Consider the following 15659-nt stretch of genomic DNA (forward strand, 5'->3'; position numbering starts at 1 on the left):
CTGGAGGTCGCGCTGTTCCGGCTCGTGGAGCACCTCGGCCTGCGGCCCAAGTACCTCGCCGGCCACTCCATCGGCGAACTCGCCGCCGCCCACGTTGCCGGAGTCCTCTCCCTCGAAGACGCCTGCACCCTCGTCGCCGCACGCGGCCGACTCATGCAGGCCCTGCCGGCCGGCGGAGGGATGCTCTCAGTACTCGCGCCCGAGGAGTTGGTGACGCCGTATCTGGCGGGGCGCGAGCACGAAGTGGCGGTTGCCGCCGTCAACGGGCCCGCCTCCACGGTCATTTCGGGTGCCGAGGCGGCCGTGACGGAGATCGCCGGGAGGCTCGCCGAAGCCGGTGTCAAGACGCGCAGGCTGCGGGTCAGTCACGCGTTCCACTCCCCGCACATGGACCCGATGCTCGACGACTTCCACACCATCGCAGCCGGGCTCACCTACCACCCACCCCGCATCCCCATCATCTCCAACGTCACCGGCACCCCCGCCACCACCGACCAACTCACCTCACCCCACTACTGGACCCGACACATCCGCGAAACCGTCCGCTTCCACGACGCCATCACCACCCTCCACCAACACGGCATCACCACCTACCTCGAACTCGGCCCCGACCCAGTCCTCACCACCATGGGCCAGGCATGCCTCCCCGAAGTCACGGACACACAGCCGGAGTTCATCGCGGTCCTGCGCAAGGACTCGCAGGACACCGAGAGCTTGACGACCGCGCTCGCTCGGCTATGGGTACGCGGTGCGCCACTCGACTGGCAGGCCGTGTTCGGCGGCGGGGAGGCGCGGCGGGTCGATCTGCCGACGTACGCGTTCCAGCGCCGGCGCTACTGGCTGAGCCATGACGCCTCGCGCAGCCCCGACGCGGATGCCGCTCGCCTCGGGCTGGGAGCGGCCGGGCATCCGCTGCTCGGCGCGGCGGTCTCGCTCGCGGACGCCGAGGGCCTGGTACTGACCGCGCGTCTGTCCCTGCGGGACCAGCCCTGGCTCGCGGACCACGCGGTCCTCGGCACCGTTCTGTTCCCGGGCGCGGCGCTGGTGGAACTGGCCCTCCGCGCGGGCGACCTCGCCGGATGCGAGGTCGTGGAGGAGCTGACGCTTCAGGCGCCGCTGGCGCTCGCGTCGTCCGGGCAGGTCCAGGTGCAGATAGCGGTCGGCGCTCCCGACGGGTCGGGGCGCTGCACCTTCAGCGTGCATTCGCGGTCCGGCGACGATACGGCCGAGCGGGCGTGGACCCGGCATGCGACGGGCGTGCTGGCTCCGGCCACGTCCCGGGCGCCGGACGCCGAGCTGGCGGTCTGGCCGCCGTCGGGGGCACAGTCCGTGGACCTCGACGCGTGGTACGGCACGCTCGCCGGGAAGGGCCTCGACTACGGTCCCGCCTTCCAGGGCCTGCGCCGGGTGTGGCGGACCGCCGACGCGGTGTTCGCCGAGATCGCCCTGGGCGACGACCAGGCGGCGGGTGCGGGCAGGTACGGGCTGCACCCCGCGTTGCTCGACGCCGCACTCCACGCCCTGGAACTGGGCGCGCTGGAGGCGTCCGACGAGCTGCGGCTGCCGTTCCACTGGAGCGGCGTACGGCTGCATGCGACCGGCGCCACCACGGCGCGGGTACGTCTGACGCCTGCCGGACCCGACACGGTGTCGCTGCTGATGGCGGACGCGGCCGGCGAGCCGGTCGCGGAGGTCGCGGCGCTGACGCTGCGCTCGGCGAGCGCCGAGCAGGTGCGGGACGCGAGCCGCTCCGAGGAGCAGGACACGCTGTTCCGCGTGGAGTGGGTGCCCCTCGCGGCGACGCCCGGCACGGCTTCCGGGACCGTTCTGCGCGTCCCCGCTCACGGCTCGGTGCACGAGACCGTGCAGACGGTGCTCACCGAGGCCCAGCAGTGGCTCACCGCGGACCTGCCGGAGGACGAACGGCTGGTCGTCGTCACCGAAGGCGCCGTGTCGGTCTCGGGCGAAGCGCCCGACCCCGCGGGTGCCGCCGTCTGGGGCCTGTTGCGCTCGGCGCAGACCGAGAACCCGGACCGGATCGTCCTCGTCGACGCCACGGGCGACGAAGCGGCGCCCTTTGTCGAAGGTGAGCCGCAGATCGCCGTGCGGGACGGGCGGTACTACGCCCCGCGCCTGACCACGGTCGCCGCGCCCGCCCCCGGCCCGTCCCCCTTCGTGCCCGGCGGCACGGTCCTGCTCACCGGGGCCACCGGCGCCCTGGGCGGGTTGTTCGCCCGTCACCTCGTCACCGAGCACGGGGTTCGGCATCTGCTGCTGGCCAGCCGTCGCGGCGGTGCGGCCGCGGGTGCGCGGGAGCTGGAGCGGCAACTGACCGACCTGGGCGCGGAGGTGACGTTCGCCGCCTGCGACATCGCCGACCGCGTCGCGCTGGACGCGCTGTTGGCCACGATCCCGGCCGAGCACCCGCTGACCGGTGTCGTCCACGCGGCCGGCGTCCTCGACGACGGTGTCTTCACCTCCCTCACCCCCGAGCGGGTCTCCGCGGTGCTGCGGCCGAAGGCCGACGCCGCCCGCAATCTGCACGAGGCCACCCGCGGGCTGGAGCTGACCGTCTTCGCGCTGTTCTCGTCGGTCGCCGGTACGTACGGCACCGCGGGCCAGGGCAGCTATGCCTCGGCCAACGCCTATCTGGACGCGCTGGCGCGGCAGCGCGTGGCGGAAGGGCTGCCCGCGGTGTCGCTCGGCTGGGGCGCGTGGGCCGACGACGGGATGGCGGCGACGCTCGGCGAGACCGACCTCGCGCGTCTGCGCCGTACCGGTATCGCCGCGCTGGAACCCGCAGTCGGCCTGCGGCTGTTCGACGCGGCGCTCGCGCTCGACGTCCCGGACGTGGTGCCGATGGCCCTCGACCGGTCCGCCCTGCGAGGCGCCGAGGTCCCGTCCGTCCTCCGCGGACTCATCCGTACGACGACCCGGCGCACCGCCCGGTCCGCGGACGGGCCGTCCCCCGACTCGCTGGGGCAGCGGCTGGCCGCGCTCCCGGCCGACCGCCGGGAGACATTCCTGCTCGACCTGGTACGAGGTGAGGCAGCGGGTGCCCTCAACTATGCGGGCGTTGACGCGGTGGACCCCCGGCGCGGCTTCCGGGAGCTGGGCATCGACTCGCTCACCGCCGTCGAACTGCGCAACCGCCTCAACAAGGCCACCGGTCTGCGCCTGCCCGCCACCCTCGTCTTCGACCACCCCACCCCCGAAGCCGTGGCACGTCTGCTTCTCACCGAAGTCGCCCCCGCCGACGGCGAGTCCGAGTCGGTGAAGGTCGCCACGGCGGAGCGTGCCGCCGTCACTCTCGATGACGATCCGGTCGTCGTGATCGGGATGAGCAGCAGGCTCCCCGGCGGCATCAACACCCCCGAACAGCTCTGGGACCTGGTCTCCACCGGCGGCGACGCCATCACCGACTTCCCCCACGACCGCGGCTGGGACCTCGACACCCTCTACCACCCCGACCCCGAACACCCCGGCACCACCTACACCACCCACGGAGGCTTCCTCCACGACGCAGCAGACTTCGACGCCGACTTCTTCGGCATCTCCCCCCGCGAAGCCCTCGCCATGGACCCCCAACAACGACTCCTCCTCGAAACCACCTGGGAAGCCATCGAACGCGCCGGCATCGACCCCACCACCCTCCACGGCACCAACACCGGCATCTACGCAGGCGTGATGTACCACGACTACGTCAGCCGGCTGCCCTCCGTGCCGGAGGACCTGGAGGGGTATCTCGGCACGGGCAACACCGGCAGCGTGCACACGGGCAGGGTGGCGTACACCCTGGGTCTGGAGGGCCCGGCCGTCACCGTGGACACCGCCTGCTCCTCCTCCCTGGTCGCCCTCCATATGGCCGCCCAGTCACTGCGCGCCGGAGAGTGCACACTCGCCCTCGCGGGCGGCGTCACGGTCATGTCCACACCCAGCACCTACATCGAATTCAGCCGGCAGCGGGGCCTCGCCCCCGACGGACGCTGCAAACCCTTCTCCGCCACCGCCGACGGCACCGGATGGTCCGAGGGCGTCGGAATCCTCCTCCTGGAGAAACTCTCCGACGCCCAGCGCAACAACCACCCCGTCCTCGCGATCATCCGCGGCTCGGCCATCAACCAGGACGGCGCCAGCAACGGCCTCACCGCACCCAACGGGCCCTCCCAGCAACGCGTCATCCGGTCAGCACTCCACAGCGCCGGACTCGACGCAGCCGACATCGACGCCGTCGAAGCACACGGCACCGGCACCCGCCTCGGCGACCCCATCGAAGCCCAAGCCCTCCTCAACACCTACGGACAAGCCCACACCGACGAACAACCCCTCTGGCTCGGCTCCCTCAAATCCAACATCGGCCACACCCAAGCCGCCGCAGGCGTCGCCGGCATCATCAAAATGATCAAAGCGATGGAACACGGGATCCTGCCCCGCACCCTCCACGCCGACGAACCCTCACCCCTCATCGACTGGGACACCGGAGCCATACGACTCCTCAACCAGCCACAACCCTGGCCCGACCACAACCACCCCCGCCGCGCCGCCATCTCCTCCTTCGGCATCAGCGGCACCAACGCCCACGTCATCCTCGAACAAGCACCACCCACCACCGAACCCGACAACCCCACCTCCGAACCGCCCGTCGTCGTACTGCCGGTGTCGGCCCGCACCCCTGCGGCGCTCGAGGCGCAGGCCGCTCAGCTTCTCGCCCGGATGGACGCGGACGGTCCCAAGGGGGCAGAGCTCGGCTACTCCCTCACGGAGACCAGGTCGACCCTGGACGTCCGCGCGGTGGTCCTGGCGACCGACGAGGACGGATTGCGCTCGGGACTGGCCGCGCTCGCGCGGTCCGGCTCGTCGCCCGCGCTGGTTCGCGGGCCCCGTGACGAGACCGAGGGCGCCGGGGCGCCGGCGTTTCTGTTCACCGGACAGGGCAGCCAACGACCCGGTATGGGACGGGAGTTGTACGAGGCCTACCCGGTCTTCGCGGAGGCGCTGGACGCGGTCTGCGCGGCCTTCGTGCCGCATCTGGACCGGCCTCTTCAGGAGGTGGTGTTCGCCGAGGACGGCTCGGCGGATGCGGCGCTGCTGGACGAGACGGCGTACACCCAGACCGCGCTGTTCGCGGTCGAAGTGGCGCTGTTCCGGCTCGCCGAGTCGTGGGGACTGCGCCCAGGTCATCTGCTGGGGCACTCGATCGGTGAGCTGACCGCCGCGCATGTGGCGGGGGTGCTGTCGCTCACCGACGCATGTGCCCTGGTGGCCGCGCGGGGCCGTCTCATGCAGGCGCTCCCGCCGGGCGGGGCCATGCTCTCCGTGCTGGCCCCTGAGGAGGAGGTCGCCACGCGACTGGCCGGTCGCGAGACCGAGGTTAGTGTCGCCGCCGTCAACGGCCCGGCGTCCACGGTGATCTCAGGTGCTGCGGACGCAGTGACCGCCGCCGCCGACGAACTGGCCGAACTCGGTTTCAAGACGCGTCGGCTCCGGGTCAGCCACGCGTTCCACTCCCCGCTCATGGAGCCGATGCTTCAGGAGTTCCGCGCCGTGGTCGCCGGGCTGTCCTTCAAGGAGCCGCGCATTCCGGTGGTGTCCAACGTGTACGGGCGCCTGGCCACGGCTGACGAGCTGTGCTCGCCGGAGTACTGGGTGCGGCATGTCCGTGAGGCGGTCCGTTTCCACGACGGTCTCACCGCGCTCCTGACGGCCGGCGTGACGACCTTCGTGGAGCTGGGGCCGGACGCCGTGCTCACGGCCCTCGCGCAGGAAGCGCTGATCGACCGGGCGGACGCGGTCGGGCTGGTGCCCGCGCAGCGGCGCGGGCATCCGCAGGCAGAGACGTTCGCCGCCGCGGTCGCCACCGCGTTCGTGCGCGGGGCGGACGTCGACTGGCAGGCGGTGTACGCCGGTTCGGGCATCCGCCGAGTGGATCTGCCGACCTACCCCTTCCAGCGGCGTCGGTACTGGATGGAGGCCGACCTGACGGAAGCAGCCCCGGTGCCGGGCTCGACGGAGGCCCGGTTCTGGTCGGCCGTGGAGCGTGCGGACCTCGCTTCGCTGGCGGCGACGCTGGGCGCAGCGGACGCGTCGGCACTCACCGGCGTACTGCCGGTCCTCGCGTCCTTGCGGCGCCGGAGCACCGTGGAGGTCGTCCCCGACGAGGCGGGCGAGGCCGTGGCGGCGCCACAGGAGACGTTCGCCGCACTGTCACCGAAGGAGCGCGAACGTCGGCTCCTTGAGCTCGTGCGCGCGGAGATCGCCCTCGTCCTCCGCTACGACGACGCGTCGGCCGTCGAGCCGCGGCGCTCCGTCCGGGAGCTCGGCTTCGACTCGCTGGCCGCGGTGACCCTGCGCAACAAGCTGGCCGCGGCCACGGGGCTGGCCCTGCCCACGACTGTGGTGTTCGACCATCCGACACCGGTGGCGCTGGCCGCGCATCTGTCCGGCGAACTCACCCCGAAGGCAGCGGCTGTCGACGTGGACGGCCAACTCGACCGGCTGAGCGAGGCGTTGGCGACGGCGGGCGACGTCGGCGTCCGCACCCGCGCGGCGGCCCGGCTCCAGGCTCTGCTGTCCGAGCTGGACGTACCGGCCGCGCAGTCCGCCCCGGGCGACGACCTCGCGGACCGACTCGCGGACGCGGACGGCGACGACCTCTTCGACCTCATCGACTCCGAACTCGGCTCGTCCTGACCCCTTCGGACAGTCACCGACCCCTGGAACCAGCGAGGAACGCGATGTCTGAGTCTGACGAAAAGAAACTACGCGACTATCTGAAGCGGGTGACGGTCGAGCTGCGGGACTCCCGGGAACGGCTCCGCCAGGCCGAGGAGTCGTGGAACGAACCCTTGGCGATCGTCGGTATGGGTTGCCGGCTGCCCGGCGGGGTGCGTTCGCCGGAGGAGCTGTGGTCGCTGGTGTCCGACGGCGTGGACGCGATCTCGGAGTTCCCGGACGACCGTGGCTGGGACGTGGAGGGCCTGTACGACCCGGAACCGGACCGGCCCGGGAAGTCGTACACCCGCAGGGGTGGATTCCTCTATGACGCCGCCGAGTTCGACGCGGGGTTCTTCGGGATCTCCCCGCACGAGGCCCTCGCCATGGACCCGCAGCAGCGGCTCTTCCTGGAGACCTCGTGGGAGGCGCTTGAGCGGGCCGGGATCGACCCGGCCGCCCTGCGCGGCAGCGACACCGGTGTGTTCGCGGGCTGTGTCACCTCCGACTACCAGGTGCTGCTGGCCTCCGCGCCCCAGGAGATCGAGGCGTACCGGCTGACGGGATCGGCGACCAGTGTCCTGTCGGGGCGGGTGGCGTACCTGTTCGGGCTTGAGGGTCCCGCGGTCACGGTCGACTCCGCCTGCTCCTCCTCGTTGACGGCGCTGCATCTCGCCGCGCAGGCCCTGCGCCGCGACGAGTGCTCGCTGGCACTGGTGGGCGGGGTGACCGTGATGGCCACCCCTACCGGGTTCGTCGACTTCAGCCGGCAGCGCGGGTTCGCACCGGACGGGCGCTGCAAGGCGTTCGGCGCGGGCGCGGACGGCACGGGCTTCGCCGAGGGGGTCGGCGTGCTGGTCGTGGAGCGGCTGTCCGACGCACGGCGGCTCGGACACCGCGTCCTCGCGATCGTGCGCGGCAGCGCCGTCAACCAGGACGGGGCGAGCAACGGGCTCACCGCACCCAGCGGCACGGCCCAGCAACGGGTGATCCGGTCGGCGCTGGCCTCGGCGGGCCTCACGCCGGCGGATGTGGACGCGGTGGAGGCGCACGGCACGGGCACCAGGCTGGGCGACCCGATCGAGGCGCAGGCCCTGATCGGCACCTACGGCCAGGACCGGGCGGCCGACCGGCCGCTGTGGCTGGGCTCGGTGAAGTCGAACGTCGGGCACACCCTGGCCGCGGCCGGTGTCGTCGGCGTGATCAAGATGGTCAAGGCGCTGGAGCACGGGGTGCTGCCGCGGACGCTGCACGCCGACGAGCCGTCCGGGTTCGTCGACTGGTCGGCGGGCGCGGTGCGGTTGCTGACCGAGCAGCGGGACTGGCCTCGGACCGGCAGGGTGCGCCGCGCGGCCGTCTCCGCCTTCGGTATGAGCGGCACCAACGCCCATGTGGTGCTGGAGCAGGCCCCGCCGGTCACCGTGCCTGAGGAACCGCCCGCCGAGGAGCCGTCGCTGGTCGCGCTGCCGCTCTCCGCACGCGGTGAGGCGGCGCTACGCGCACAGGCGGCCCGGCTGCGTGGCCATCTGCTGGCCCGCCCCGAGCTGTCCGCCGCCGACGTGGGGCACTCTCTCGCCGTGACCCGCTCGGCCCATGACCACCGTGCGGTGGTGCTGGGCGCGGACTCGGAGGACCTCCTGGCGGGGCTGGCCGCCCTGGCACGGGGCGAGACGTCCGGTCGGAGCGTCGCGGGAGTGGCCCGGGAGCGCGGCCGTACCGTCTTCGTCTTCCCCGGCCAGGGCTCGCAGTGGGCCCAGATGGCCGTCCGACTGCTCGACGAGGCGCCGGTGTTCGCCGATCGGATGCGGGAGTGCGACGCGGCGGTCGCGGCCGTCACCGGCTGGTCGGTGCAGGACGTGCTGCGCGAGGGCCCCGGCGCGCCCTCGCTGGAGCGCATCGAGATCGTGCAGCCGGTGCTGTTCTCCGTGATGGTGTCCCTCGCCGAGCTGTGGCGGCGGCACGGCGTGGAGCCGGACGCCGTGGTCGGGCACTCCCAGGGCGAGATCGCCGCGGCCTGCGTCAGCGGCGCGCTGACGCTGGAGGACGCCGCGCGGATCGTTGTGCTGCGCTCTCAGTTGTTCGCGGACGAGTTGGTCGGGCGGGGCGCGGTGGCCTCCATCGCGCTGTCCCGGCGCGAGGCCGAGGAGTGGCTGGCCCCGTACGGGGACCAGCTGGCGGTCGCCGGGGTGAACAGCCCACGTCTGGTGACCGTGGCCGGCGCCCCCGAACCGCTGGAGGAGCTGGTCAAGGCGCTCACGGCCCGCGGAGTCCGGGCGCGTGTCGTCCCCGCGACCGTCGCCTCACACTCCCCCCAGGTGGACCGGCTGCGCGAGCGGGTGGCCGAGTTGCTCTCCTTCGTCCGCCCCCGCGAGGGCAGGGTGCCGCTGTACTCCACGGTCACCGGTGAGGTCCTGCGCGGGCCGGAGCTGACGGCCGGATACTGGTTCGAGAACTGCCGTCGGCCGGTGAACTTCGAACCGGTGGTACGCCGGCTGCTCGACGACGGGTTCGACGTGTTCGTCGAGTCCAGTGCCCATCCGGTACTGGTGCTCGGAGTCGACGAGACCGCCGAGGACGCCGGTGCGGACGCCCTCGTGACCGGGACGCTGCGCCGCGGCGACGGTGGTTTTCACCGCTTCCTGACGTCGCTGTCCGAGACATATGTACGAGGCCGGTCGGTGGACTGGCAGGCCGTGCTCGGAACGGGTCGGGCCACGGTGGAGCTGCCCACCTACCCGTTCCAGCGTGAGCGCTACTGGGTCGAGCCACCTCAGGAACAGCCCGCCGCCGCCACAGCGGACGCGGACTTCTGGGACGCGGTCGAGCGGCAGGACGTCGAGGGCCTCGCGGCGTCGCTGCGCCTGGCCGACACCTCGGCTCTGGGCGAGCTGCTGCCCGCGCTGTCCTCCTGGCGACGGGAGAGCAGGGAGGTCGGCGCGGTCGACGCCTGGCGGTATCAGATCGTGTGGCGGCACTCGGCCGAGCCGGCCGGGGCCGTACTGTCCGGCGGCTGGCTGCTGGTGCGGTCCGGGCACGACGGTGACGACCGGGTCACCGACGACTTGTCCCGGCTGCTGTCGTCGGCCGGCGCGCGAGCCGCGACCGTCACGATCGGAGCCGACGACCGTGCCACCGTCGCCCGGCGGCTCGGCGAGACGGCCGCGGCTTTGGACGCGGACGGCACACCCCTGTCGGGGATCGTCTCGCTGCTGCCCCCCGCCCTGGACGATCCCTCCCAGGCGGCTGTGTCGGAGGGGCTGGACAGGACGGTGCTGCTCCTTCAGGCCCTGTCGGACTCGGGCCTGGCGGCACCCGTCTGGACGGTGACCCGGGGTGCCGTGCAGGCGGAGGCGTCCGACCGCGTCGTACCGGAGCAGGCGCAGGTATGGGGTCTCGGGCAGGTGGCCTCACTGGAGACGCCACAGCTGTGGGGCGGTCTCGTGGACCTTCCGGTGGAACCCGGGGAACGGGAACTGGCGTGGCTGGTCGCGCTGTTGCCGGCCCTCGGCGGTGAGACCCAGGTCGCCGTACGGCCCTCCGGTCTGTATGTACGCCGACTGGTGCCGGCTCCCTCCCCCGCTCTCGATCGGCGTCTGCCCGGCGAGCGGGGCACCTGGCTCGTCACCGACGGCGTCACCGGCGAGGGCGCGCACATCGCGCGGCTGCTGGCGCAGAAGGGGGTCGGCGATCTGCTGCTCACCGTCCAGCCGGGTACTCGGGCCGGGGTCGTCGAGGCGGTGGAGGACGAACTCGCCGGGCTCGGTGCCCGGGTGAGGGTCGCCGTCTGCGATGTCGCGGACCGCGACGCCCTGGCCCGGGCGCTCTCGGACCTCCCCGACGACGCACCACTGACCGGGGTCGTCCACACGGCGGGGCTCCTGGAGGACACCCCCCTGGACCGGCTGACAGCCGGCGAACTGGAGCGCACCCTGCGCACCAAGGTCCTCGGCGCCCGCCATCTGCACGAACTGACCAAGGACCGGGAGGTGTCGGCGTTCGTGCTGTTCTCCTCCGTCACCGCGGCGTTCGGAGGCGGCCTCGGACTCGCCGCGCACGCGGCGGCCAACGCGCACCTCGACGCGCTGGCGGCGCACCGCAGGTCTCTTGGACTGCCGGCGGTCGCACAGGCGTGGGGGATCTGGCGCGGCGACCCCGCCGACGAGGAGGGCAGGGCACTGGAGGAGGCACGGCGGGAGCGGTTGGAGCGCCGAGGGCTGCCGCTGCTGCGCCCGGCCCCCGCCCTCGCGGCCTTCGAGCGGGCGCTGGCCTCGCCGACACCGACGATCGTCCTCGCGGACATCGACTGGGGCCGCTACACCCGGGTTCTCGACGCCCGGCCCAGCGCGCTGATCTCCGAGGTCCCCCAGGTGCGGAAGGCCCGCAAGGAGGCCGCCGCGACGGCGGGGAACACCTCGGACACACTCGCGCGGCTGGCCCGGATGCCCGTGGCGCAGCGCCGGGAAGCGCTGCTGGACCTGGTCCGGGCGGAGGTGGCGGCGGTGCTGGGGCATCCGGACCCGTCAGCGGTGGCGGCGCGGCGCGAGTTCCTGGAGCTGGGCATGGACTCGGTGACGACGGTCGCGCTGCGCAACCGGATCGCCTCGGCCACGGGCCTGCACCTGCCGGCCCGCGTCATCCTCGAACAGCGCACTCCCGAGGCGTTGGCCCGGCATCTCGACGGCGAACTCACGGAAGGCCCGGCTGATCCCGCGCCCAGCGGTGCTCTCGCCGCCGCCTTCACCGCGGCCCACGAGGCCGGGGCGACCGAGGTGGCCCTCGCCCGGCTGGCTCAGGCCGCCCGGGAGCGTCCGGCTTTCACGGCCCTCGAGGCGGCTGACCTCCCGGAGCCGGTGCGGCTCGCCCAGGGCGGGGAGCGTCCGCGGCTGCTGTGCCTGCCGACGGTGCTCGCGACCTCGGGACCACATCAGTTCGCGCGGTTCGCCGCCCCCTTCGCCGGCGAGCGGGACGTCGTAGGCCTGTCGCTGCCGGGCTTCAGGGACGGCGAGCGGCTGCCCGCGACCCTGGAGGCGCTCGTGGAGGCGTCGGCGCAGGCCGTGCGGCGGGCCTCCGACGGGACGCCGTTCGTTCTGGTCGGGTACTCCTCCGGCGGCATCGTCGCCCATGAGACCGCCCGGCTGCTGGAGAGCGCCGGGGTCTTCCCGGACGCGCTGATCCTGCTCGACACCTATGAACTCGGCGACACGGCGCGGTCGGCCGCCACGCCCGAGCTGATGACGCGCATGCTCAGCCGCTTCGACGAGCTCGGGGACCTGAACGACACCCGGCTCACCGCGATGGCGGGCTATCTGGGCCTGCTGGACGGCTGGCAGCCGGCGCCCCTGAAGTCTCCCGTGCTGCTGGTACGTCCGTCCGATCCGCTGCCGGGGTCGGCGCAGGGGGCCTGGCAGCAGCAGTCCGAGACGGCCGGTGTGCCGGGCGACCACTTCTCGATGATCGAGGAGCACGCCCCGGACACGGCGGCGGCCGTCGTCCACTGGCTCGCCGCGCTCCACACCAGGGAGCCGGCGTGAGCCCCGACGAGCGAACGGTGGAGGCATCGCGTATGACATCGGGATCCACGGTGGTGATCGTGGGCGCCGGACCGGTCGGCCTGGCCGCGGCCTGCGCTCTGCGGCAACGCGGCATACCCGCCCGGGTGCTGGAGGCCGCCGACTCCACGCAGCGCGGATCGCGCGCCGTGCAACTGCACGCCCCGACCCTGCGGATCTTCCACGAACTGGGTGTTCTCGACGAGGCCGAGCGTCGCGGTCTGCGGATCCGCGCCAACGAGTACCACCTGGCGAGCGGCCGCACGCTGCACATCGAACTCGGCTCCCGCAACGAGCCGTTGATGCTGCCCCAGGAGGTCACCTGTGAACTGCTGGAGCGGCGCCTCGAACAGCTCGGCGGCAAGGTGGAGCGGGGAGTCGAGGTCACCAAGGCCGTGCCGTACGACGATGTCGTCGCCGTCAGCACGACCGGTGCGGGCGGCGCCGAACGCATCGAGGCGGACTGGGTCATCGCCGCCGACGGAGTGCGCAGCCGTGTCCGCGAGCAACTCGGCATCGGCTTCGCCGGAAGTCCGGTACCGGTCAACTTCCTGCTGGCGGAGGGCCGGATCGAGGGGCGGCAGGTCGACCGGGCGGTGCACTACTTCCTCGGCCTGACCGGTTCGGTCGTCTTCGCGTCGATGCCCGGCGACCGGGTGCGCATCTCCGCGGCCGTACCACCCGGACACCCCCTCACCCAGGAGGGAGTGCAGCAGATCCTCGACGAGCGCGGCCCTGGTGGACTGCGCATCGTCTCGCTCGACATGGTGAACAACTTCACCAGCCAGGAGCGGATCGCCGAGCGGCTGCGCCAGGGACGGATCTTCCTCGTGGGCGACGCCGCCCACACCCATTCACCGCTCGGCGGCCAAGGCCTCAACCTCGGCTTCCAGGACGTGCACAACCTGGTCTGGAAGCTGGCCGGGGTCATCGAGGGCAGGCTCAGCCCGAGGGTGCTCGACAGCTACGGACCGGAGCGGCGCCACGCGGCCGAGCAGATCGTGAGCAACACCCGTCAGTTCCTGCGGATGTTCACGCTCGGCCCGGCCGCGTCCCGGGTGCGCAACACGGCCTGGAGCGCGCTGGAGTCCGTGGGCCTGCTGCGCCGCTGGTTCGCGCCGCTGCTCGCCGGCTGGCGGGTCCGCTATCCGGCGGGCGGATCCGCCGGCCGGCCGAGTGCTCGCCGACTGCCGCGTCCGGGCACCCGCTCGCCGCTCTGGTCGGAACCGGGCCCCGCTGCCGACCATTACCGGCTGCTCACCACAGGTCCTCGGGGGCGCGGCACGGCGCGGCGCGGTCGGTCCCTCGCCGACCGTTGGCCCCGCCTGGTCCAGCACAGCCACCTCGACCGCGGCGCCCCCGGGTTCGTCCTGCTGCGACCCGACGGCTACGTCGCGGCGAGCGGTGCGACCCACACCGACTGGGAGCACGCGAGCAGCCTGCTGAGCGACGTGGCGGCTGACCTCACCACGACATCGAGAGGAGCGGGGACGTGACCATCCGGGACCGCCTGGACGAACTGCACGCCCTCAAGGAACTGGCCCGGCGGGGACCCGACCCGAAGGCCACCGCACGACAGCACGACCGGGGCAAGCTCACCGCGCACGAACGCATCGAACTCCTGCTGGACAAGGGTTCCTTCCAGGAGATCGAGGCGCTGCGCCGGCACCGGGCCGGTGGGTTCGGCCTTGAGCACAAGCGCCCGCCGACCGACGGGGTGATCACCGGCTGGGGCACCGTGCACGACCGGACGGTGTTCGTGTACGCCCATGACTTCCGGGTCTTCGGCGGAGCGCTCGGCGAGGCACACGCGGCCAAGATCCACAAGCTGATGGACCTGGCCGAGGCGGCCGGGGCGCCCCTGATCAGCCTCAACGACGGGGCGGGCGCCCGTATTCAGGAGGGCGTCACCGCGCTCGCCGGATACGGCGGCATCTTCCGGCGCAACACCCGCAACTCCGGGGTGATCCCGCAGATCAGTGTGATGCTCGGCCCGTGCGCGGGAGGCGCCGCCTACTCCCCCGCCCTGACCGACTTCGTGTTCATGGTCCGTGACACGGCGCAGATGTTCATCACCGGGCCGGACGTCGTGCAGGCCGTGACCGGCGAGTCGGTCACCATGAACGGCCTCGGCGGCGCCGATGTGCACGCCTCCGTCTCGGGCGTGGCGCAGTTCGCGTACGACGACGAGGAGACCTGCCTGGAGGAGGTCCGCTATCTGCTGTCGCTGCTGCCGCAGAACAACCGCGAGCTGGCACCCCCCGCCCCGGCCTCCGACCCCGCGGACCGCCGCAACGACACGCTGCTCGACCTGGTCCCCGAGGACGCCAACCAGGCGTACGACATGCGGGCCGTGATCGAGGAGATCGTCGACGACGGCGAGTACTTCGAGGTCCACGCCGCCTGGGCGACCAACATCGTCTGCGCGCTGACCCGCCTGGACGGGCATGTCGTGGGGATCGTCGCCAACCAGCCCTCCTCCGTCGCCGGCGTGCTCGACATCCACGCCAGCGAGAAGGCCGCCCGCTTCGTGTCCACCTGCGACTCGTTCAACATCCCGCTGGTGACCCTGGTGGACGTGCCGGGCTTCCTGCCCGGGGTCGACCAGGAGCACGGCGGCATCATCCGGCACGGCGCCAAGCTGCTGTACGCGTACTGCAACGCGACGGTCCCGAGGGTCTCGCTGGTGGTGCGCAAGGCATACGGCGGGGCGTACATCGTGATGGACTCCCGCTCCATCGGCGCCGATGTCGCCCTGGCCTGGCCGTCGAACGAAATCGCGGTGATGGGCGCCGAAGGAGCCGCCAACGTCATCTTCCGCCGCGAGATTCAGGGCGCCGACGATCCCGACGCGGTACGCCGCCAGAAGATCGACGCGTACAAGTCCGAGCTGATGCACCCCTACTACGCGGCGGAACGCGGTCTGGTCGACGACGTGATCGACCCCCGCGACACCCGATCGGTCCTGATCGGGGCCCTGGCCATGCTGCGCACCAAGCACGGGGACCTTCCGTCGCGCAAGCACGGCAACCCCCCGGCGTAAGTCCCCCGGCGCACAGCGAACGAACGAAGGCGGAGACATGAACGGCCTGAAAGTCGTGCACGGCAACCCGAGTCAGGAAGAGCTCGCCGCTGTGGTGACCGTCCTGCTCTCTCTCACCAGGCAGGACACGGAACCCGAGGGCGGCCCGGCGAGGCGTCCTTCCCGGGAGGTCCGCTGGAGCCGGGGCGGCCGTGCGTATCCGGCCCCGGCGGGGTCATGGAAGTTCGCCTCATGACAGCGGGGCGGCACGCCGGGCGGATCCGCAAGGTGCTCATCGCCAACCGTGGCGAAATCGCTGTCCGCGTGGCCCGGGCCTGCCGGGACGCCGGGATCGCGAGCGTGGCCGTCTACGCGGA

6 protein-coding genes are annotated in these 15659 nt (G+C 72.5%); all 6 read left to right on the forward strand.

The genetic code is table 11. The annotated features are described in order from the left end of the window. A partial coding sequence (locus tag ACIRD7_RS42815; RefSeq protein WP_403461495.1) for an SDR family NAD(P)-dependent oxidoreductase occupies nucleotides 1–6690 on the forward strand: 6690 nt, incomplete at its 5' end. Nucleotides 6691–6734: 44 nt separating this feature from the next. Next, nucleotides 6735–12242 (forward strand): type I polyketide synthase, encoded by a 5508-nt coding sequence (locus ACIRD7_RS42820; protein WP_403461496.1) that lies wholly within the window; start codon nucleotides 6735–6737, stop codon nucleotides 12240–12242. Nucleotides 12243–12274: 32 nt separating this feature from the next. Next, on the forward strand, nucleotides 12275–13756 hold the full coding sequence (locus ACIRD7_RS42825) for an FAD-dependent oxidoreductase (protein WP_403461497.1): 1482 nt from the start codon (nucleotides 12275–12277) through the stop codon (nucleotides 13754–13756). Beyond that, nucleotides 13753–15303: an acyl-CoA carboxylase subunit beta gene (locus ACIRD7_RS42830; RefSeq protein WP_403461498.1), complete on the forward strand. Its 1551-nt coding sequence runs from the start codon at nucleotides 13753–13755 to the stop codon at nucleotides 15301–15303. Before ACIRD7_RS42825 ends, ACIRD7_RS42830 begins: the two co-directional genes overlap by 4 nt. A gap of 37 nt (nucleotides 15304–15340) precedes the next feature. Continuing rightward, complete coding sequence (locus ACIRD7_RS42835; RefSeq protein WP_403461499.1) at nucleotides 15341–15538, forward strand: acyl-CoA carboxylase subunit epsilon; 198 nt, start codon at nucleotides 15341–15343, stop codon at nucleotides 15536–15538. Between the two features lie 23 nt (nucleotides 15539–15561). Next, on the forward strand, nucleotides 15562–15659 hold a 98-nt coding region (locus ACIRD7_RS42840; protein WP_279617129.1), incomplete at its 3' end, for a biotin carboxylase N-terminal domain-containing protein.

The sequence above is a fragment of the Streptomyces sp. NPDC093568 genome (assembly GCF_044764945.1).
Taxonomy (GTDB): domain Bacteria; phylum Actinomycetota; class Actinomycetes; order Streptomycetales; family Streptomycetaceae; genus Streptomyces.

What these genes read in the sequence shown, in the direction of transcription:
- ACIRD7_RS42820 (WP_403461496.1), top strand. Translation starts at nt 6,735, where the DNA reads ATGTCTGAGTCTGACGAAAAGAAACTACGCGACTATCTGAAGCGGGTG.
- ACIRD7_RS42835 (WP_403461499.1), top strand. Translation starts at nt 15,341, where the DNA reads ATGAACGGCCTGAAAGTCGTGCACGGCAACCCGAGTCAGGAAGAGCTC.
- ACIRD7_RS42825 (WP_403461497.1), top strand. Translation starts at nt 12,275, where the DNA reads ATGACATCGGGATCCACGGTGGTGATCGTGGGCGCCGGACCGGTCGGC.